Origin of the sequence: Planococcus beijingensis (genome assembly GCF_016820615.1) — a bacterium.
In the GTDB taxonomy this organism is placed as follows: Bacteria; Bacillota; Bacilli; order Bacillales_A; family Planococcaceae; genus Planococcus; species Planococcus notacanthi.
In genome coordinates this window covers 782,001-802,496 of sequence record NZ_JADHDZ010000001.1, presented here as the reverse complement: position 1 = coordinate 802,496, position 20,496 = coordinate 782,001, and the positions used below count along the sequence as shown (strand labels likewise).

Genomic DNA, 20,496 nt, shown 5'->3' with positions numbered 1-20,496 from the left:
ACACTATTTCAAACATCGGTATACTATTGTTAATTCTACCAAAGAGGTGAGCAGATTGGAAGCTGTAGGAATTATAGTTGAATACAACCCTTTTCATAACGGACACCTCCATCACGCACAGCAAGCCCGTAAAGAGTCAGGCGCCGACATCGTCATCGCAGCGATGAGCGGACAGTTCCTGCAGCGCGGGGAACCGGCATTCGCCGATAAATGGGCACGCACAGAGATGGCATTGGATGCCGGCATCGATATGGTAATAGAACTTCCCTATGTGTATGCAACGGCTCAGGCCGCAGATTTCGCAAAAGGCGGCATCGCGCTGCTCGATGCCATCGGCTGCTCTTCTTTTTGCTTCGGCAGTGAACAGGGGGCTATTGAGCCATTCTTGAATTCACACCAATTGCTGACTGAACATGCGGTGGAATACCAGCAGCTTATCCATGAAGCTGTCCAGACCGGCATCAGCTACCCCAAAGCACTGAATAACGCCTACTTGTCTTTGGTCGGCAATGGCACGGACTTTGCCGATTTGACGCAGCCGAATAATATTTTAGGTTTTCATTATCTGGAAGCCGCTCAAAAACTAGGTTCTTCCATAACCCCCTTGACCATCCAGCGGATAGGCGCCAATTATCATGACCCGATCCAAGCAGGACTGCCGATTGCCAGTGCCACCGGGATTCGCGATGCATTCTTTAAAGGAGACTCCGTCGAGGAATTATCGGCTTATATGCCAAAAACTTCGATTGCGTCATTAAAGAAAGTGGAAAAAGAATACGGCACCTTCGCCAGCTGGGAACAGTTTTATCCTTTGTTGCGCTTTACAGTTTTGCGGGAAGGGCCGAAAAGGTTGAAGCAGTATGCCGAAGTGACTGAAGGCATCGAAAATTTAATCTACCAGTCCGCCAAAACAGCAGACAGCTTTGAAGCGTTCATTTCACTGATTAAATCAAAACGGTTTACACGGACACGGATCCAACGGATGCTGACGCATATCTACACAGGCTTTACGTGGCAGCTCCTGCGCTCATTTGAAGCTCCGGCTTATATCAGGCTCCTCGGCATGTCAGAAGCCGGGAGAAGCTATCTAAATCTGCAAAAAAAGAATATCAAGCTTCCTGTAGTGAGCCGTGCAGCTGAGCTGGACGACCCGATGGGAAAACTTGATATTCATGCCACTGCGATGTACTTACAAGGTATAGGCTCCACTGAGTTAAAAAAAGAATTCACAACACCGCCGATTTACCGGGGCTGAAGTTCTTCCAAAAATGCCAAGGCATCTTCCACCGTATCGACTGGAACGATTTCCATCGCTGTGCCGATTTTTTCGGCCGTTTCCACAGCGATGGTATAGTTGCTGTCACCGCCGCCTTCCACTGCTGCGTTCGGCGCAAAGAAAATGTCAATGCCTGCAGAATCAGCAGCCATGATTTTTTGATCGATGCCGCCAATTCTGCCTACAGAACCATCACTTTCCATGGTACCGGTGCCGGCGATATCATAGCCTTTAGTAATATCTTCATCCACCAGCTGGTTCAGGATCTCAAGTGTGAACATCAAACCAGCGGAAGGGCCGCCAATGGTATCGGAGTCGATTTTCACTTCAGGCGTTGTCTCGATACTTTTATCTTCAACAAAAGATATCCCGAGGCCGACCCGTTCCGGATCAGTCGGCAGCGGCGCCAATTCGATGGCTGTACTGATTTCGCGGCCATCCCGCTCATAAAGCACTTCCACCTGTTCACCGGCTTTCTTGTCGCTTAAATAATCGATGAACTCCTGCATTTCGCTGAAATTATTGCTATCCACTTCGAGGACTCGGTCCCCAGGCGCTAAAATGCCATCTGCCGCTCCCCCATTTAATACATTCAGGACAAAGACGCCATCGTTGCTGACTTCGTATGGCAACTCCGCCTGCTCAAATGCAATCTGCAACGCATTCACCTGTGAATCGGACATGAGCTTCAACTGACGCACATTGTATTCTTCATCGCTTTCATGAGGGCTTCTGACCTGCTCCGGCGGTATGACCTTGTAGCCATCCTGGAATTTTGCCCAGACATACAAAGCGGGAGTCGCCGTCAGCATGGAAACCGTCATCAGGCTGAGGCTCCCTTCATCGTCTTCGTCGCCTCCTGCGACTTCTACAAGCGGTGACAGCTCGTATGCGCCTCCGGGTCTTGTAATATAGGCATCCAAACGATAAGAAGACAGAAAGACCACCAAAGCCACCACCGCGACGAAAATGAGTAATCGTTTATTTTTCATCCAGTTCTTCCTTTCATCGGCTGAAATCGTTGCTGCCTTAAGCTATCCATAAGAAAAAGCCACGAAAATCGTGACTCACTGAAATTTTGAATGAAGAGCCTTTTCGACCGCTTCGGGTACAAGACCGGTAATGCTGCCTTTGTATTTTGCCACTTCTTTAACAATACTCGAACTGAGGAACGAATATTGGTTGTTGGATACCATGAACAAAGTTTCGATATTTTCATTTAAGAACCGGTTCATGGATGTGATTTGCATTTCGTATTCAAAATCACTGACAGCTCGAAGGCCGCGAATGATAGCGTTTGCTTTTACTTCAACTGAGTAATCAATCAGCAATCCTGAAAAAGAATCCACTTTGACATTCGGAATCGATTGCGTCACTTGCGAAATCAGATCCATACGCTCGTTGACGTCAAATAAAGGATTTTTTGAAGAATTGTTCATAACCACGACTTTCACTTCATCAAAAATAGTGGATGCGCGTTTAATGATATCCAGATGCCCCATTGTTATCGGGTCAAAACTCCCTGGAACTACAGCAATTTTAGTCAATGCGTTCTCCCTCTTCCCCCTGGTAACGGTAAATTGAAATGATGGTGCTCCCGTAAAGTTCTTTTTTATAGCGTTCAAAATACTTAGTGCGATCCGGAAGCTCCACTTCCTTGTCGTGCTCACAAACTATAATCGCATCTTTCGTCACGATTTCCAATTCTCCCGCTTTGTCCATCAAATCATAGGATTTTTTCAAATGATATGGAGGATCCAGGAACAACAACCTCGCCTGTACACCGTTCTTCTTTATGGCCTTGACCGCCCGTTCCGCATCGGCCCGAAATACTTCTGCCTGGTCCGTAAGGCGTGTCTTTTCCAAGTTGCTTTGGATCGTTTCAACCGCTCGGCGGTCCTTGTCTGTAAAAATGACATGGTCAATGCCGCGGCTAAGCGCTTCAATGCCCAGTCCGCCGCTTCCGGCAAACAGGTCCAACGCAACGCCTCCATCAAAAAATGGGCCGATCATATTGAAAATGGATTCTTTCACTTTATCTGTCGTCGGTCTGGTGGAATTGCCAGGCACCGCCTTTAATGGGATCCCTTTAACCGAGCCTGCTACAACACGCATACTATCGCCTCTAACTTAAATGATTTTCTTGATGCATTTTACATGCATAATGGTAAAATGAAGACTGGAAAGGACGTGAAATGATGATACAACGTTTTATCGAACTCGGAGAAGGGTACGGAGATATCTATGAGCTCCGCGAACTCATCACAAGCAATCAACAACGTTTCATGCATGGATTTGTTTTTCTCTCCACCAATCCGCAGGGACAGGATGTACTATCAATTGCTGCTGCATTCAAACCGGCTGCTGAAGGAAACTTTATGCCGATCTATATTTGCCGCGAAGGAATTCCAGTCAATTCCAAGCGGTTGGACGTATTTGAACAAGCGGTTGCTGCACTCGGACATACGCCGATCAAAATGGAAGTTAAACACTCTTCCGTTTATGCAGACAGAAAATTTTTCCACAACCACTTGATTTCCGTTTTAAGATTAAACCATTACATTCCGCCGATGCAATAATTACAAGCCAATCTTGTAATCATATTCTTTTGCTTTATCAGGCTTGGCATTTTCATATTCCGTTTTCAGGAAGGGACGGTATGATTCGAGCACTTGTTTTACATAAGGCAATTTATTTAATTTCGTTTTGGTTGCTTCTATGACATCCTGGTCCATATACAGGACGACGTATTTCAATCTGCGGGAAATATAATGGACATGCCCAAATTTCCGCAGCGATTTAGCTTGTTTCAAATGATGCACATAGACAATGAGGCCTTGGCGATCATGCATAAGTATCCCTCTTTTCTTAGCTTCTAGAATACCATAGGAAAGAAAAAAGCCGCAACCGAATACCGAGAAACTTCCATTGCTTCAGAAGTGTTGATCCGCAGCTGATTGTCCAAGCTTGTTAATAGACTTTTGCAGACAGCTGATTTTTTCACTTGCAGACGCTGAAATTTTTCTGGTTGTTAAAGAGGGATAAAATGACAGTGCACCATTCAATTCGCTATACTGTTTTTATTACAGTATTTCAGGGAGGTAACAACAAGTATGGGTAAAAAGACAAAAATCGGCTTAGCAGCTGCGGCTGTCGGAGCTGCTGCATGGGCAGGCTCTAAAGCATTGGCTAACCCCCAGCAACGGCCCGCAAAAGAAGTTTTGAATTACGAACGCCCAATCGTCCTGGCACATCGGGGCGGCAGCAAATTGGCGCCTGAAAACACTATGGCTGCATTCAATCGCTCAGCTGATCTTGGAGTCCATGGTTTCGAAATCGATATCCGCATGACCAATGATGAAGAAATCCTGGTTTTCCATGATGAATTCATCGACCGGACTACGGATGGGGCTGGCAGAGTTGCAGACATGTCGCTTGACCAGTTGAAGGCTTTCGATCTCGGCTATCATTTTATCGATACCGATGGCAACCATTCTTACCGCGGGAAAAACGAACGGGTTGTATTGTTGCGCGAACTGATTGAAAAATTCCCTCAAATGTTTATCAATATCGACATAAAGGACGATCCTGCAACCTATGAAGGCAGTTTAGTGCCTTCTAAACTATGGCGTCTGATCGATTCACTCGGAGCTCAAGACCGCGTGGTCGTGACTTCTTTCTTCGATGAACAAATTGACCGATTTAATTTATATGCACAAAACCGTGTAGCCATCGGCGCAGGCGAGAATGAAGTCAGAAAAGCTTATACGGCCTACAATAGCCAGTTTGGCCATTTGTATCAGCCGCGGGCAGACGTTTTCCAGATTCCTGTCAAATCCTCTGTGTTCCGGTTGGATTCTCCCCGCTTTATTGCGTTCTTGGAGAGTTTGAATATTCCCGTGCATTACTGGGTCATTGATGAACAGGATGCAATGCGTGCTTTGATAGGCGCAGGAGCCAAAGGCATTATCACCGGACGACCGGATCTAGCTGTGGAAATCATTTCCGACATGGAATAAGAAACCGCATAGAAAAAAGTGCAACGCAAGCGTTGCACTTTTTTTATGGCCTTTGGCTCTAAAAAGCGATCATGCCGAACAAGAACAGCCGCCGCCTGTACCGCAACTTCCTCCACAGGAAGATTCGGATGAGAAAAATGGATTGGTAGAAGGGATTTTTACTGCCTCTGAAACAGATCTTCCGAGGATAAAACTCACTTGGTCCATAAGGTCCTGAAGCTCATTTTCAGCCAAGCGCAGATTGGCCACTTTTTCGTTCAGGTCCAAGCGTCGTTTATCGACTCGGATCTGTTTCATCACCCGTGAGTACTCCGGATGATATTTCCCAAAACGCTGTACTTCTTCATATTGGTCTTTTAATCTGGCGAAAGCCTGGATTTCATCCGCAAGATTTTTATCATTATAGACAGAGGCATAAGCAGCCCGGTAAAGGTCAGCTTGCTCTGATTGTAAGATCATTTGGCCTAACTCATCTGCAAAGTCAGTTATTTCAGCCCATTCATAGGTCATAATCATAGCATTTTCCTCCTTTACGCTTTAATCATAGCAGATATTTTTGAATTTCACTACAGACTTGAAAGGATTGTCATCATGAACCCGATAACACATCAATTGGAGCGTATTCTCGAAAATAGCAGCGCTGAAGATTTAGAAATCCTGACTGATTACATGACAAATTTCGAAAAAAAACAGCAAGGTGAATTTGCTACCTATTTAAGCGCAAGTTTGGACATGACCCGTATTACAGACGACCAAGCTTCTATGGTGTCTATTCCAAATACTCCCCACATCCATAATAACGTAGGGATTCCCCATGGTGGGATTCTGGCAGTGCTGCTCGATACTGCGATGGGCACACTGGCAAACAGCAAATGCGATCCCGGATTTGCAGCTGTAACCACGACGCTGACGATCAACTATCTCACTGTGGCTGATGAAAAGAAAATAAGTGCACAGGCACGTGTAATTCGCAGCGGCAGACATACGATGGTACTTGAAGGAAATATCTTTCAGGAGGATGGAAAACATATTGCGACAGCAACCGGTTCGTTTTTCATCATCCCCAAAAAGGAAAAGCCTGCTATTGCTTCTCAACAGTAGCAGGCTCTTTTTCAAGGAAGGTCTGGGTATAGTACTTGCCGAAAACACCGACTCCCGTTTGGTTGTATTGTTGGCTGAGCAAAGTTTTACGATGGCTGTCCGAATTGGTCCAGCCATGCACTGTCTCCGCTGCATCGTAATAGCGTGTTGCCGTGTTGACAGCCGCTTGCTTAAACACGATATCTGCTTCTTGTAAGCGGGCATGCAGATCTTTGATTTCCATTTCCTCGGAAGAAAAATTCTGCTTAGCCATATCTTCGCTATTCGCTTCAGCGACCTTGTTGGCCACAGGATTGACGGCCAACGGCCTGGTTTGATGATGCAACCGGTAAACATTGACTAAATCGATAATCTGTTTAGCATTCCCTTCATTGATGGATTGCTGAAGCGTTGAAGAGGGTGTTTGGATCGGCAATAACTCACCTGAATACATCATGTCATAAGGCTGGTGGCGAATTAAAGTTTCCGCGTCCATAAAACGGACGGCCTCCAATGATCGGTCGATAGAGTCGATATACAATTGTGCGTAAAGCCCGTCAAATTTGACCAGCAGCCGTTTGTCCAAGTCTTCTGCTGCAATATTGAAGGTATAGGTATTGGTTTCATACTTGATGGTGACTTCATTTTCTATAATAGTGAAACGGTACAGGTCATCCAGGCTTTGTCCAATTTTATAGGGAGCTGCATCTGTTGCCGCTCCAGCCGTATAGACTTGGACAATTTCCCCTTCTTTCACGCCGATCATCGTAAAATGGGCGTATGATGCGTTATATATCCACCAGTCGTATCCGAAGGCAGATGGCTCAATCCGTTCGGGTTCTCCGTATCGCTCAACCCATTTGTCGCTGGACTCCCCGATATAGGTGGAGATGCCTGTGGCCGGCCGGTCGATATCCAGTGATTCATCCACAATATCTTCGTTCGGCAAAGGCTCTACCGTCCGCGGTGCTTCTAGAACATCATTCTCGTTTATAGCAGGATCGAAATAAAATAAGCCGATTAGAACGATCGATAGAAAAATCATAATGCGCAGCAAGTCTTTCAACCGAACAGCCCCTTTGCTATTGTATCAACACTATTATAACAGCCGCCTTTACACTGACACAATCTAGCCATTGCAACAACTCAAATTATGATCTATTATTAAAGGAGCATTTAGTCTTTTTTGTTATAGAGGAGGAGAGATCCTATGTATTTTGAAAATACAGGACTTGAAAACATTCACGTAGATATTGCATTACTTGAAAGCATCATGAACAAACATGGTCTGACAAAAGAAGGACAATGGGATTACGAGCGTGTCACTTATGACCGCAAATTCATCGTACGCGAAGGCACATATTATCTGCGCGTATTCGCTTATGCTACTGACGGAGATGTTGATTCAAACGATGCCACTATGCGCGTCTTGAAGCCGGTACTCGGTAAACATTATTATCCGCATGGTGTTGAATATGGTGAAGACGAAGAGTTCCCAGAACACTTGGTTAAAACTTGTATCGGATTATTAGACTCCATCAAAAAGGATGTTCAATCTTTCGAAATCAACGTATAAAAATTCCGCAGTTCACTATTGAACTGCGGTTTTTTAAACCGATTCATGAATATCCTAATTTCATAAGGAGGACTTGATCAGTGAAGTGGTTGACGAAGAGAACATTAACGACCGCCATCGTCATTGCGGTCTTAATTTTAATTTCCATATACATACTGCCTATTTCCATCCCATTAATTATCGCCTTAATTACGGCTATTTTTTTGGAACCACTTGTTAATTTTATACAAAAAAGGTTTAAATGGCGTAGAAAAACCTCTGTAATTTCTGTTTTCATTCTATTTCTTGTTATTGTTTCCGCTTTGCTTTATTGGACCATCACGCAATTGGTTGGCCAAATTATTCAATTTACGAAAATGGTACCCGAATACATCAACTCCCTATCTGCTATGTGGGATGAGTTTCAACGGTTCTTTTTCCGTTCAACTAGAGATATGCCCGTTGAAGTGGTCTCTTCATTTGAAACTGAACTTGCGGGCATCATGGAAGAAATCCGCAATTGGATTTTGACCATTGTCAATTACGATACCATTTCAAATCTGCTGACAGGCATCCCTTCTTTTCTCGTCAGCTTTATCGTCTTCCTGATCGCGCTCTTTTTGTTCATGTTGGACTTGCCGGATTTGAAAGTCATGCTTTTCAACCGACTGAAAGATTCAACAGCGGAAAAAGTCCGTTTTATGTTTGCACGTTTGAACAAAGTGATTTTCGGTTTCTTAAAAGCACAATTCCTGGTCAGTTGCATTATCTTTATCGTTTCACTGGCAGCTCTGGCGTTTATCGCACCGGAATATGCGATTGTGATGTCCCTGCTGATTTGGCTGATTGATTTCATTCCTATTTTAGGTTCGATCATCGTCCTGACGCCTTGGTTTGCTTACGAATTCATCACCGGTGACATCGTCCAAGGAACCCAATTGGCTATTCTGGCTTTAGTACTTCTGATCATCCGCCGGACTGTAGAACCGAAAGTGATGGGAACTCAAATCGGCCTGTCTCCTTTAGCGACATTAATAGCCATGTTTATCGGGCTTCAGCTTATCGGCTTCCTTGGATTCTTCGTCGGACCGCTGATTGTCATTCTCTTTACTTCAGCTCGCGAAGCAGGCATGATTAAAATTGATTTTAAAGTATAAAAAAAGGAACCCCTCGGGGTTCCTTTTTTTATCCACCTAATATCGCTTTAAATACAGAAGTTGTGTGGCCGCCTTCATAGAAAACATAAAGCAGCAGATAGACCATAACCCCTGTTATCGCAGTGGAGAACCAGATCACACTGGTGATCGGTCCGATTTTACGGTGTTTCGACAGTTGGTTTTTCCAACCCCAATAGATTGTGATCAAGCCCATAACTCCGCCTGTCGTAGCCAAGGTGATATGGAAAATCAAAAAGACTGTGTAAAAGATTTTCAACTCGTCAGGGCCACCAAATGCGGTGTTTCCGACAAAAATCGTTCGAGACATATAGATGATGAAGAAAGTCAATGCCGCAGCACCTGCTCCCACCATCACTTTCTTGTGAGCTTCAATTTTGCGGCGACGAACCAGATTCCAGCCGATCGCCACCAAAATTGCGCTTAATACGATAAAAAATGTACTGATAGTCGGCAGTAGCGGCAAATTCATTTAAGTTATTCTCCTTTAAGCATTGTGTCTGTGGTAAGCCATGTCTTTTCGATCCTGTAAAACTTTTGCAGTGATTTCATCAGCGTTATCGTTTTCATTGCGCAGCCATTCATAGAATACCAACCAGATAAAGACTGTGAAAACGAGCTCTTGAATTATTTTCATTGTAATTCCGCCCGTCCGCTGGTCCTCAATCGTCGACATCGTAGAGAATAACTCAGGCCCTGAAAGGTTCAACTGAGAAAGAGTTCCTGCAGGTACACATAGAGCCATTGCCTGAAGCCAGGCTTCTCCATTCGTATACGTTGCATAGAAAGGTGTATCACTGAAGATGATCAACGCACACGCCGGAGTTACCAATACACTAAGTCCGAATAAGTACGCCAATTTCTTCAAACCGTGGAATTTATGCACGCCCTCCAAATTGTTGACCACTGGCCACCAATACAAAAGCGCTGATGTGAACAATACGATATTAACAGCGCCATGGAGAAGAACATCCTGTTTAACAAAATCAAAAACCATTGGAATGTGATAAAAAGAAAAGGCCATTCCAAACAGGATCAACGCAAGCATCGGTTTTGTTAAAAGGTTAAATAATGGTTTGATGACAGGCAGCTCAGTGAAAGCTTTCCAAATATAACTCGGAATTCCCATAATCAAAAGCGGTGGAACCAATAACAGCAATAATGCCATCTGGACCATGTGCATGGTAAACAAAATATGTCCGTATAAATCCACTGGTGAACCTTTAATAATATAAAGTAAAGCGATGCCTGAAGTAAAAAGCGCAGCTTGTTTTACACTAAGCGGTTGATTTCCTTCAAATTTCCCACGCCACTTTACAGTGACCAAAAAATAGAGAATCGTCACCAGAACGAGGACTGCTAAGTAATACGGACTCCATAAAGCCTGAAACCCGAAAATACTGATTGGCATTGTAATGGGACCTCCTTTTCCTCAAGTACCCTCATTATATAGTGCTCTTCAAACTATATCAATGAACGAACTATGAACAATCCCAAATGCGCAAACCCCTTCTTTTATGGAGAGATGATCAGAGGACCGATTGCCATTTCTTCTTGCACCAACAAACCGGACATCTACTTTTACTATATCAGTGGGAATAGCCTTTATTCTACTCCAGGCTCGTTTTAACGCAGCTTCATGTTCTGAGCTACAAACTTATCCGAAAGACAAAAAACCCCTTTACCTCGAAAGGTAAGGGGGTTTTAAGATATTCTACCACCAAACAATTGTTACTAATGCAAGAATGGTGATGAAAGCTACAAACATTCCACAGAACATGAAGAACGCGACCATGCCGTGCCCTTTTCCGCTCATGTGCATGAAGTAGTAAAGTTGAAGAACGACTTGAATAGCTGCAAGCAAAAGAATAATAGGAACAATCAAGTAAGCTGAGAATCCAGCGGTAACCATTGTAAAAGCAATCAATGTCAAGAAAATCATGATTGCAAATGTGGCTAAATGGCCCCGCATTTCTTCTGCTCTTTTTTTCTTCGTGTATTCGAATTCTGCCTGCGATCTTACATGAATATGTGTATCGTGTGCCATTATCCGATCACTCCCATCAAATAGACGACAGTAAAGATGAATACCCATACGACGTCAATAAAATGCCAGTATAACGAAGCTAAATAGAATTTCGGTGCGTTGTACATATTCAATCCACGTTTTGAGTTGCGCAGCATTAATGCGATAAACCAGCTAAGACCAAATAGTACGTGAGCCCCGTGCGTTCCAACTAATGTATAAAACGCTGAACTGAAAGCACTATTCGTATAGCCGAAGCCCAAATGGACATAATGGTTAAACTCATAGATTTCCAACCCTAGGAAAGTCGCACCAAGCAGGACTGTAATTCCAAGCCAAGCCTGCATTGCTTTGAAATTGTGGTTTTTCATATGGTACATAGCGTAAACACTTGTCAATGATGAGGTCAAAAGAATCATTGTCATTGCAAAAACAAGTGGCAGTTCAAAGAGTCCAGCGGCAGAGAATTCCATGCCGCTTGGCCCTTTATCTTTTAATGCAAGGTAAGTTGCGAAAAGCGAAGCAAACGTTACTGTCTCCGCAGCAAGAAGCAACCAGAAACCAATAAACTTATTTTTCCCCTCCATCGTAGCCGTTTCAGGATGTTCCGGCCATGATTGAGGAGTATATTTTTGATTAATGTCCATCGGTGTTGCCTCCCTTCGCGTCTTCAAGTAATTCTGCTTTAGTAATATGGAAGCCCAGATCATCTTTCAATGAACGCAATAGCATCGAACCGAAAGTGATTCCCAGACCAATAATCAACACTGCCAACGCCCATGGCTTGTCGCCATCGAGGAAGTACAGGGCTCCGAATGAAGCGATGAACATACCAAGTGAAATTACAAATGGAATGATCGAGCCATTCGGCATATGGATATCGCCAAGAGGTTCAGCGAAAATCATACCTTTTTTGTTGCCATCCATTTTTTCGATCCACACTGAATCAAGACCACGAACTAATGGAGTTTGAGCAAAGTTATAGAACGGCGGTGGAGATGCAATTGCCCATTCCAATGTACGGCCATCACCCCATGGGTCATTGCCGACGCGCTCGTTTTTAATAGATGTCAATACTACGTTGACTAAAAGGATAATTACACCGATAGCCATGAATAATGCACCAACAGAACTGATTGCGTTGAATAGATCCCAGCCCTGGTCTGCTCCGAACGTGTAAACACGGCGTGGCATACCCATCAAGCCTAGGAAATGCTGAATGAAGAATGTTAAATGGAATCCGATGAAGAAGAACCAGAACGTCCATTTGCCTAATTTTTCACTAAGCATCGTTCCGAACATTTTCGGCCAGTATAAATGTGTACCTGCCAAAATTGCCAGAACCACCCCACCTACAATTACGTAGTGGAAGTGAGCTACGATAAAGTAAGAGTCATGCAACTGGTAATCCAAAGGAGCGATTGCCTGCATCACCCCTGTAACCCCACCCGCAACGAATGACGGAATGAATGCTACAGCGTAGATCATTGGTACTGAGAAGGAAATATTCCCTCCCCATATCGTTAAGAGCCAGTTGAAGATCTTAATACCGGTTGGGACTGCAATGATCATAGTCGCAAGTGCGAAGACAGCGTTGGCTGTTGGCCCTAAACCGACTGTGAACATGTGGTGAGCCCAAACCATGAATCCGTAGAAACCGATAAGGATTGTTGCGAAAACAAGTGCAGTGTAACCGAATAGGCGTTTACGTGAGAAGATCGCAAAGATTTCGGAGAAAATACCGAAAGCCGGCAAAATCAAGATGTAAACTTCAGGGTGACCGAAGATCCAGAATAAATGCTCCCAAATGATCGTGTTACCGCCCATTTCAACTGCAAAGAAGTTAGCGTCGAACATACGGTCGAAGACCATGAAGAAAAGTCCAACAGTAAGTGGCGGGAATGCCAATAAGATCAACGCAGAAGCAACGAAAGTTGTCCATGTGAACAAAGGCATTCTCATGTAAGTCATACCCGGAGCACGCATGTTGATGATCGTTACCAAGAAGTTAATCCCTGCGATCAGCGTACCAAAACCGGAAATCGTTAATCCCAGTGAATAGAAGTCAATGCCTTTTCCTTCGGATGCAAGGGCTAGAGAAGCATAGTTCGTCCAACCTGCATCTGGTGCTCCTCCCATAAACCATGAAAGGTTAAGGAAAATACCACCAAAGAAGAAAAGCCAGAAACCTAATGAATTCAAGAATGGGAAAGCTACATCACGCGCGCCGATTTGCAAAGGCATAATAGCGTTCATGAAAGCCAGTAAAATCGGCATTGCTGCCAAGAAAATCATGGTAGTACCGTGCATTGTTATAATTTCGTTATATGTTCCAGCACTTAGGAAATCATTCCCTGCTTTAGCCAACTGGACACGGATCAACATCGCTTCCAATCCACCGATCAGGAAGAAAATACCACCTGAGATGAGATAAAGGATTGCGATCTTCTTATGGTCGACCGTTGTCATGAAGTCCCAAATCGTAGCGCCGAAGCCCTTTTTTTGAGCAATAGAACTCACACTGTATACCTCCCTTTTTTAAGCTTTATTTCTACTCTTCGACTGATAAGCCCATCAAATAGGCTGCAAGAGCATCAAGTTCTTGGTCTGTCAATTCGTTGCCCCCGTTTAAAGAAGCGGCATCCGGCATCAAGTTGCCCGGCTTGTATTCTTGTGGATCTGCAATCCAGTTTTTAAGGTTTTCTTCATTGTGTTCTAAGTATCCTGCAACACGGTTGCGGTCGCCGAATGTCGCCATGTTAGGGCCTACTCCAGAAGCAGTGACTGCACCTGAAGTTGCGTGACAAGAAATACAAGCTAATCCGTCTTGTCCGAACAATTCTTCACCTTGCTGAGCAAGAGCGCCTTCGGCAGGAGTTGGTTCAGCCTGCATTGCCGTTACCCATTGGTCAAACTCTTCGCGATCTACAGATTTCACTTTGAAATCCATCAATGCGTGAGAAGGTCCGCAAAGCTCAGCACATTTACCATAGAATACGCCATCTTCAAGTTCTGAAGATTCCTGGTCAAATTCAAGGTAGAAAGTGTTTACGTTTTCAGGGTTAACATCCAATTTACCGCCAATGGATGGAATCCAGAATGAGTGTTTGATATCCGCAGAAATCAAGTTGAAATAAACACGCTCATCAGTCGGTACAACTAACTCTTGTGCAGTTGTAATGCCTTGTTCCGGGTATTCAAATTCCCACCAGTAAAGTTTACCGGTTACGTTGACTGTTAAATGAGTCGAATTGCCATCCTCAGCCTGAACGTCCATAGATGTAACGTCAGCCAAATCGAATGTCGAGTACACTGTCGGAACAGCAAGGATCAAAAGAAGAACAATCGGAACAGCTGTCCAGATAAATTCTAATCTCGCGCTTCCTTCGACTTGTTCTGGGATCATGTCTTCTCCCATTTTAGAACGGCGGAACTTAACAATTGCCAATACGAAGATAATCGACACAACAATAATGACAAACAACATAACGATAGATGATAAAATCAATAAATTAAATTGATCTTGAGCAACTTTGCCTGCTGGTATTAAAGTTGAAATCTCTTCACGTCCGCATCCCGCAAGAAAAACCAGTAATGTGGTCATCAATGCGAAAAGGCGCCATTTTTTAATCCCTTTCATCATAGCTTTTCATACCCCTCTCTCATTTAAATAATTTCTCTTTAGAAATATTGATCAGACAAAGACAGCGAAAATAATCATTGAAACAAATAAAATGGTCATATAGTTCAATGAATAGATAAACATTGTCTTCGCCCATTTCAAATCATCAGTCACTTTAAAACCGCGAATAGCCAATACAAGCCAGCCGATATTCAAAAGTGTAGCTAAGATGATGAAGCCTGTCCCGAGTTCCATTAATAGGAATGGCAGAGGGAAAAGCATTACAACCCATGCAAGCATCGATTTTTTTGTTCGGTGAAAACCCTTAACTACCGGTAGCATAGGAATATTCGCTGCCCGATACTCTTCTGTCCGTTTCATAGCCAGTGCATAAAAATGCGGTGGCTGCCAAATGAACATGATTAGGAATAACGCCCAAGCGCCTGCGCCCAGTGATGGTTCTACAGCTGCCCATCCGATAAGTGGCGGAATCGCACCAGAGATACTCCCCACGATCGTGTTGCTGACATGCCGTCTTTTTGACCACATGGAATATAAGACGACATACGCTAAAACTCCGGCAATTCCCAATATACCAGCTGATACAGAAGCGGAAAACAAAAATATTTCGCCTATAACGATGAAAGAAACAGCGAGTGCCAATACAGCAGATGGCTTAAATCTTCCTGTCACTGTCGGACGTGCTTTCTTACTTTCCATTAACGGGTCTATATCCGTATCGATGTAGTTGTTCATGGCTGCAGAACCCGCAATGATCAGTGCAGAACCGACTATTGTATAGACGAGGATATTCAGCTCACTCAGAAAATGTCTGTCAGAGAACTGGAAGGCGAGCCACAATCCTGTAAAAACAGTAATTAAATTAGAATTCACAATTCCAATTTTTATAAGTGCCAAGAAGTCTTTCAGAAATGTGGACGCTTCCGGAGCTTCGTTCGCCTCTGCAGACATTGCCCGGCCGTTTGACATATAATTCCCCTCCTTTCAAAGTTGTAAGCATATTCCGCTAACCATAACTATATCTAAATTCCAGTTGTTTTTCTACATATAACTGAAATTTCCTGATAAAAGAGATGATTTTCACGCAAATGGTCTCACAAATATCCATCTCCTATCATACATGAACGGCCTCACTATTTTAAGATAGAAAAATAATAGTTTTTGAACAGTTTGTGAAGCTCCAATTATTATGTCCAAATCTTGAAAGTTTCTACTATTGCTGATTTCTCGTTGTGTTTTAAAGAAACTTTCGCTATTATCGAGTATGCAGGTAAATGAATCTTGAAAAGTTTTCTATAGAAAAAAGTAGGTGGTATTTTGCAGCAAAATAGATATATTAAATGGTTTGCCGTTGCGGCTACCATAGGCATGCTGTTTATTCTTCTGGGCGGCGCCCTGGTCACTAAGACTGACAGTGGTTTAGGCTGCGGACGAAACTGGCCAGACTGTAATGGCAAGCTGATCCCGGATAATATTACAGCTGAAGTATTGATTGAATTTTCGCACCGCCTTGTTACCGGGGTCGTCGGTATCCTGATAGTCATTTTAGCAGTATGGGCCTGGAGAAAATTCGGCCATGTACGAGAAACAAAATTTTTGGCAATTATGGCCGTTTTCTTTTTAGTTCTGCAGGCATTGATTGGTGCAGCACAAGTTCTTTGGGGACAAGGTGATTTCATCTTAGCTCTTCACTTTGGCATCTCCCTGCTATCGTTTGCTTCCATCTTATTATTGACGCTGCTGATCTTTGAAGTGGATCGGAAGTTTGACGCTGATCGTTTGCAGATCGGCAAAAAATTGCGCTTCCATACAATAGGCGTTACGTTATACTCCTACATCGTAGTCTATACGGGCGCTTTAGTACGCCATACCGAATCCAGTTTGATCTGCGCGGATTGGCCACTATGCCGAAACGATGACTTTGCATTGCCCAGCAATATGTACGAATGGGTCCAAATGGGCCATCGCGCTGCAGCCGGCTTAATCGTCATCTGGCTCGGTTACATTGCTTGGCACGCATTCAAGCAATACAAAGACCAGCGTGTCATCTATTGGGGTTGGATTATCGCTTTCATCATCGTCCTTCTTCAAGCGACCACCGGCATGCTCGTTGTTTTGACAAAGCTGAATTTGTTTGTGGCACTTCTTCACTCGCTGCTCATCTCTATGCTTTTCGGTTTATTGTGTTATATGGTGCTGCTCGTTTCACGCAGCCGAATTAAAAAGTAAAAATAAAAAAATGGCTGGCGCTTTGGCGCCAGCCATTTTTTTATTTTTTCTCCATTTCAATCAATAGGTCGCCTGTAGAAATGCCATCACTGGCCACTACATGGATATCTTGAATGGTTCCATCAAACGGAGCCTGAACAGTCGTTTCCATCTTCATTGCTTCAGTTACCAGCAAGTGATCTCCACGTTTCACCTTAGTGCCTTTTTCCGTTAGGACTTTTAATACTGTCCCCGGCATAGTCGCCGCAATATGGCTTTCATTGGTCGGGTCTGCTTTCGGTTTAGCGGTACTGTCCGTTTCCACCGTCATGTCCTGAATGCTGACTTCACGTGGTTGGCCGTTCAATTCGAAATAGATGATGCGCGTTCCATCTTTTTGCGGTTCGCCAATTGATACCATCTTGATCATCAATGTCTTGCCTTTTTCAATTTCCACTTCAATTTCTTCCCCTAATCTCATCCCATACAAGAATGTCAGAGTGTCGAGAACAGAAACATTGCCGAACTGGATATTGGTAGCTGTATACTCCTCAAACACCTTCGGATAAAGCGCGTAAGCCAATACTTCATGGCTTGTAACCGGACGCTCCAACTTATCGTAAAGAGTTCTTTTGATTTCATCGAAATCAGCAGGATCCAGCAATTCACCAGGGCGAACCGTAATCGGTTGGCGCTCTTTCAAAATAACTTTCTGAAGCTCTTCAGGGAATCCGCCATGAGGCTGTCCGATATATCCTTCAAAGAATTCGATGACTGATTCAGGGAAATCGATTGTTTGCCCTTTTGAGATGACAGTCTCTTCATCCAACTCATTTTGAACCATGAACAAAGCCATGTCTCCCACCACTTTAGAAGAAGGCGTTACTTTTACGACATCCCCGAACAGCAGGTTGACGCGTGAGTACATGGTTTTGACTTCTTCCCAGCGCAATCCAAGCCCTACTGCTTTTGCTTGCTGCTGGAGATTGCTGTACTGTCCGCCTGGCATTTCATGCTCATAGACTTCTGCATGCGGACTGTTCATGCCGCTTTCAAAGTCTACATAGTATTTGCGGACATCTTCCCAGTAATGGGACAATTTTTCGATTCCTTTAATATCTGCTCTGACTTCACGCCCGCTGCCGCTTGTTGCGTAATAAAGTGAATTGGCGCTTGGCTGTGACGTCAGTCCTGCCATCGATCCAAGTGCGGTATCTACGATGTCCACGCCTGCTTCGATGGCTTTAGAGTACAAATAGATGCCGTTGCCGCTTGTATCATGTGTATGAAGATGGATCGGCAATGAAACCGTATCTTTTAATTCGGATACTAAGCGATACGCTGCTTCCGGTTTCAAAAGACCCGCCATATCTTTAATGGCCAGAATATGGGCGCCCGCTGCTTCCAGTTCCTTGGCCATGTCCTTGTAGTATTGAACCGTGTACTTGTCACGGCTTGGATCCAGGATGTCTCCTGTGTAGCAAATCGCCGCTTCAGCGATCTTGCCGGATTGGCGGACTTCGTCAATCGCCACTTCCATTCCTTTGATCCAGTTCAAGCTATCGAAGATGCGGAATACATCGATTCCTGCATCACCGGACTTGCGGACAAATTCGCGAATGACATTATCCGGATAGTTTTTGTATCCGACGGCATTGGCCCCGCGGAACAGCATCTGGAACAACACATTCGGAATTTCCTGGCGCAGTTTAATCAGGCGAGCCCATGGATCTTCTTTGAGGAATCTGTAGGATACGTCAAAAGTGGCGCCTCCCCACATTTCCAGTGAAAACAGGTCATTCTGCAACTGAGAAGTTTCTTTGGCGATTTCAAATAAATCATGCGAACGGACGCGCGTTGCCAATAACGATTGGTGGGCATCACGGAATGTTGTATCCGTCAACAGGACATCTTTTTGCTCATGTATCCATTTTGTCAATCCGTCAGCACCCTGCTGATCGAAAATCTGCTTTGTCCCGCTCGGTGCCGGAGCTAATAGATCCACTTCCGGTTTGCGCGGCGCTGCATGAATCGGTTTGTTTTTCTTCTCGATCCCTGGGAAACCGTTGACGGTCACATTGCCGATATAGCTCAATAACTTCGTACCGCGATCCTGCCTTACCGGGAAGATGAACAATTCCGGTGTGCTGTCGATAAAGCTTGTATCAAAGTCACCTTTGATGAAATTTTTATGCTTGACGACATTTTCCAGGAACGGGATGTTCGTTTTGATTCCCCGGATACGGAATTCCTGAAGGTTGCGGTCCATTTTACCGGCAGCTTCCTTGAACGTTACGGCCCATGTAGATACTTTCACCAAAAGTGAATCGTAATAAGGTGAAATAACAGCACCCTGGAAGCCGTTTCCTGCATCCAGACGGACACCGAATCCTCCACCAGAACGATAAACCATCAATTTCCCGGCATCGGGCATAAAATCGTTTAATGGATCTTCTGTTGTTACACGGGATTGGATCGCGTAACCGAATAACGGAATATCCTTTTGCTGTGGAATACCCACTTCTTCACTATGGATCATATGCCCTCTGGCAATATGGATCTGTGCATGGACAATGTCGATTCCTGTGATCATTTCTGTAATTGTATGTTCCACCTGAATGCGCGGATTCACTTCAATAAAGTAAAATTCATCGTTTGCTACAAGGAATTCGACAGTTCCCGCATTTATGTAGTCAATGTTTTTCATCAGTTTAACTGCAGCATCACAAATCTCATTACGCAATTCGTTGCTGATTGAATTGGAAGGAGCGATTTCTACGACTTTTTGGTGGCGGCGCTGAATTGAACAATCTCTTTCATACAAATGAACGACATTGCCTTCTGTATCGCCTAGTATTTGAACTTCGATATGTTTTGGCTTCTCAACAAACTTTTCAACGTACATTTCATCCGATCCAAAAGCCGCTTTCGCTTCGGACTTTGCGCGTTCATATGAAGATGCCAGCTCTTCCTGCGTTCTGACGATGCGCATTCCGCGTCCTCCACCGCCAAGAGAAGCTTTGATCATTAACGGAAACCCAGCTGTTTTACTGAATTCTTCAACTTCCTGCAACGATTCGACAGGGCCGTCTGTGCCCGGAATTACCGGAATGCCTGCAGCGATTGCTTGAGAACGCGCTTTCACTTTGTCGCCAAACATATCCAGATGACGGGAAGTCGGACCGATAAAGACAATGCCTTCTTCTTCACAGCGTCTTGCAAAATGGACGTTTTCCGACAAGAAACCATATCCTGGGTGAATTGCATCCACGTCGGAATCTTTTGCGATGCGAATGATATCTTCAATATCCAAGTAAGCATCAATCGGCTTTTTGCCTTTACCCACTAAATAGGATTCATCTGCTTTGTAGCGATGATACGAACCGCTGTCTTCCTGTGAGTAAATCGCAACAGTTTGAATTTTCAGTTCTGTACAAGCGCGGAAAACCCGAATAGCGATTTCTCCGCGGTTTGCTACCAAGATCTTGTTAATCTCCTTCACACCACAGCACAC

The 20,496-nt window shown here is 44.2% G+C and carries 21 protein-coding genes; 7 read left to right on the top strand and 14 right to left on the bottom strand.

Going from position 1 to position 20,496, the window contains the following annotated elements; translation table 11 throughout:
• Positions 1 to 55 precede the first annotated feature (55 nt).
• Positions 56 to 1,255, top strand: a complete 1,200-nt coding sequence (locus tag IRE19_RS03735; RefSeq protein ID WP_203339387.1) for a nucleotidyltransferase — start codon at positions 56 to 58, stop codon at positions 1,253 to 1,255.
• On the opposite strand, the gene IRE19_RS03730 is transcribed toward IRE19_RS03735, so the two are convergent.
• From IRE19_RS03730 to rsmD, 3 genes are all read right to left on the bottom strand, one after another.
• Complete coding sequence (locus IRE19_RS03730) at positions 1,243 to 2,268, bottom strand: SepM family pheromone-processing serine protease (RefSeq protein WP_203339386.1); 1,026 nt, start codon at positions 2,266 to 2,268, stop codon at positions 1,243 to 1,245. The genes IRE19_RS03735 and IRE19_RS03730 overlap by 13 nt on opposite strands.
• Before the next feature lie 75 nt (positions 2,269 to 2,343).
• Entirely contained in the window at positions 2,344 to 2,823 is a 480-nt protein-coding gene (coaD, locus tag IRE19_RS03725) for a pantetheine-phosphate adenylyltransferase (RefSeq protein WP_191713978.1), read from the bottom strand.
• On the bottom strand, positions 2,816 to 3,391 hold the full coding sequence (gene rsmD / locus IRE19_RS03720) for a 16S rRNA (guanine(966)-N(2))-methyltransferase RsmD (protein WP_191713977.1): 576 nt from the start codon (positions 3,389 to 3,391) through the stop codon (positions 2,816 to 2,818). Before rsmD ends, coaD begins: the two co-directional genes overlap by 8 nt.
• Before the next feature lie 83 nt (positions 3,392 to 3,474).
• Here rsmD and IRE19_RS03715 point away from each other — a divergent pair, with 83 nt between their 5' ends.
• Positions 3,475 to 3,855 (top strand): DUF7147 family protein, encoded by a 381-nt coding sequence (locus tag IRE19_RS03715; RefSeq protein WP_203339701.1) that lies wholly within the window; start codon positions 3,475 to 3,477, stop codon positions 3,853 to 3,855.
• On the opposite strand, the gene IRE19_RS03710 is transcribed toward IRE19_RS03715, so the two are convergent.
• Positions 3,856 to 4,128 (bottom strand): YlbG family protein, encoded by a 273-nt coding sequence (locus tag IRE19_RS03710; RefSeq protein WP_191713976.1) that lies wholly within the window; start codon positions 4,126 to 4,128, stop codon positions 3,856 to 3,858.
• Positions 4,129 to 4,389: 261 nt separating this feature from the next.
• On the opposite strand from IRE19_RS03710, the gene IRE19_RS03705 reads away from it, so the two are divergent.
• A complete protein-coding gene (locus IRE19_RS03705; protein WP_203339385.1) occupies positions 4,390 to 5,295 on the top strand; it encodes a glycerophosphodiester phosphodiesterase family protein in 906 nt (301 codons plus the stop codon).
• Positions 5,296 to 5,364: 69 nt separating this feature from the next.
• Here IRE19_RS03705 and IRE19_RS03700 read toward each other — a convergent pair whose 3' ends face one another.
• Positions 5,365 to 5,811: a YlbF/YmcA family competence regulator gene (locus IRE19_RS03700; RefSeq protein WP_203339384.1), complete on the bottom strand. Its 447-nt coding sequence runs from the start codon at positions 5,809 to 5,811 to the stop codon at positions 5,365 to 5,367.
• A gap of 75 nt (positions 5,812 to 5,886) precedes the next feature.
• Between IRE19_RS03700 and IRE19_RS03695 the strand changes: the two genes are divergently transcribed.
• A complete protein-coding gene (locus tag IRE19_RS03695) occupies positions 5,887 to 6,396 on the top strand; it encodes a PaaI family thioesterase (RefSeq protein ID WP_203339383.1) in 510 nt (169 codons plus the stop codon).
• Here the strand turns inward: IRE19_RS03695 and IRE19_RS03690 are convergent.
• A complete protein-coding gene (locus tag IRE19_RS03690; RefSeq protein WP_203339382.1) occupies positions 6,377 to 7,441 on the bottom strand; it encodes a CAP domain-containing protein in 1,065 nt (354 codons plus the stop codon). The two genes, IRE19_RS03695 and IRE19_RS03690, sit on opposite strands and share 20 nt — an antisense overlap.
• A gap of 144 nt (positions 7,442 to 7,585) precedes the next feature.
• Here IRE19_RS03690 and IRE19_RS03685 point away from each other — a divergent pair, with 144 nt between their 5' ends.
• Positions 7,586 to 7,951, top strand: coding sequence for a YugN family protein (locus IRE19_RS03685; RefSeq protein WP_191713971.1), 366 nt, complete (start codon positions 7,586 to 7,588; stop codon positions 7,949 to 7,951).
• Between the two features lie 80 nt (positions 7,952 to 8,031).
• Positions 8,032 to 9,087, top strand: coding sequence for a sporulation integral membrane protein YtvI (gene ytvI / locus IRE19_RS03680; RefSeq protein WP_203339381.1), 1,056 nt, complete (start codon positions 8,032 to 8,034; stop codon positions 9,085 to 9,087).
• Positions 9,088 to 9,115: 28 nt separating this feature from the next.
• On the opposite strand, the gene IRE19_RS03675 is transcribed toward ytvI, so the two are convergent.
• The 7 genes from IRE19_RS03675 to cyoE all read right to left on the bottom strand — a co-directional run bounded on the left by IRE19_RS03675 (position 9,116) and on the right by cyoE (position 15,743).
• The gene (locus tag IRE19_RS03675; protein ID WP_203339380.1) at positions 9,116 to 9,577 is read right to left on the bottom strand and encodes a DUF420 domain-containing protein; all 462 of its coding nucleotides are present in this window, start codon (positions 9,575 to 9,577) and stop codon (positions 9,116 to 9,118) included.
• Positions 9,578 to 9,592: 15 nt separating this feature from the next.
• Entirely contained in the window at positions 9,593 to 10,516 is a 924-nt protein-coding gene (gene ctaG, locus IRE19_RS03670) for a cytochrome c oxidase assembly factor CtaG (protein WP_203339379.1), read from the bottom strand.
• 303 nt (positions 10,517 to 10,819) lie between these two features.
• Positions 10,820 to 11,152 (bottom strand): cytochrome c oxidase subunit IVB, encoded by a 333-nt coding sequence (gene ctaF, locus IRE19_RS03665; protein WP_203339378.1) that lies wholly within the window; start codon positions 11,150 to 11,152, stop codon positions 10,820 to 10,822.
• Positions 11,152 to 11,778 carry a cytochrome (ubi)quinol oxidase subunit III gene (locus tag IRE19_RS03660; protein ID WP_203339377.1) on the bottom strand — a complete coding sequence of 209 codons (627 nt, stop codon included), beginning with the start codon at positions 11,776 to 11,778 and terminating at the stop codon, positions 11,152 to 11,154. Before IRE19_RS03660 ends, ctaF begins: the two co-directional genes overlap by 1 nt.
• Complete coding sequence (locus tag IRE19_RS03655; RefSeq protein ID WP_191713965.1) at positions 11,768 to 13,651, bottom strand: cytochrome c oxidase subunit I; 1,884 nt, start codon at positions 13,649 to 13,651, stop codon at positions 11,768 to 11,770. Before IRE19_RS03655 ends, IRE19_RS03660 begins: the two co-directional genes overlap by 11 nt.
• 31 nt (positions 13,652 to 13,682) lie before the next feature.
• Positions 13,683 to 14,774 (bottom strand): cytochrome c oxidase subunit II, encoded by a 1,092-nt coding sequence (gene coxB, locus IRE19_RS03650; RefSeq protein ID WP_191713964.1) that lies wholly within the window; start codon positions 14,772 to 14,774, stop codon positions 13,683 to 13,685.
• 51 nt (positions 14,775 to 14,825) lie between these two features.
• Positions 14,826 to 15,743, bottom strand: a complete 918-nt coding sequence (gene cyoE / locus IRE19_RS03645) for a heme o synthase (protein WP_203339376.1) — start codon at positions 15,741 to 15,743, stop codon at positions 14,826 to 14,828.
• Between the two features lie 348 nt (positions 15,744 to 16,091).
• On the opposite strand from cyoE, the gene IRE19_RS03640 reads away from it, so the two are divergent.
• Complete coding sequence (locus IRE19_RS03640; protein WP_191713962.1) at positions 16,092 to 17,003, top strand: COX15/CtaA family protein; 912 nt, start codon at positions 16,092 to 16,094, stop codon at positions 17,001 to 17,003.
• A 40-nt stretch (positions 17,004 to 17,043) separates the two neighbouring features.
• On the opposite strand, the gene pyc is transcribed toward IRE19_RS03640, so the two are convergent.
• A complete protein-coding gene (gene pyc / locus IRE19_RS03635; protein WP_203339375.1) occupies positions 17,044 to 20,484 on the bottom strand; it encodes a pyruvate carboxylase in 3,441 nt (1,146 codons plus the stop codon).
• Between the last annotated feature and the right edge of the window lie 12 nt (positions 20,485 to 20,496).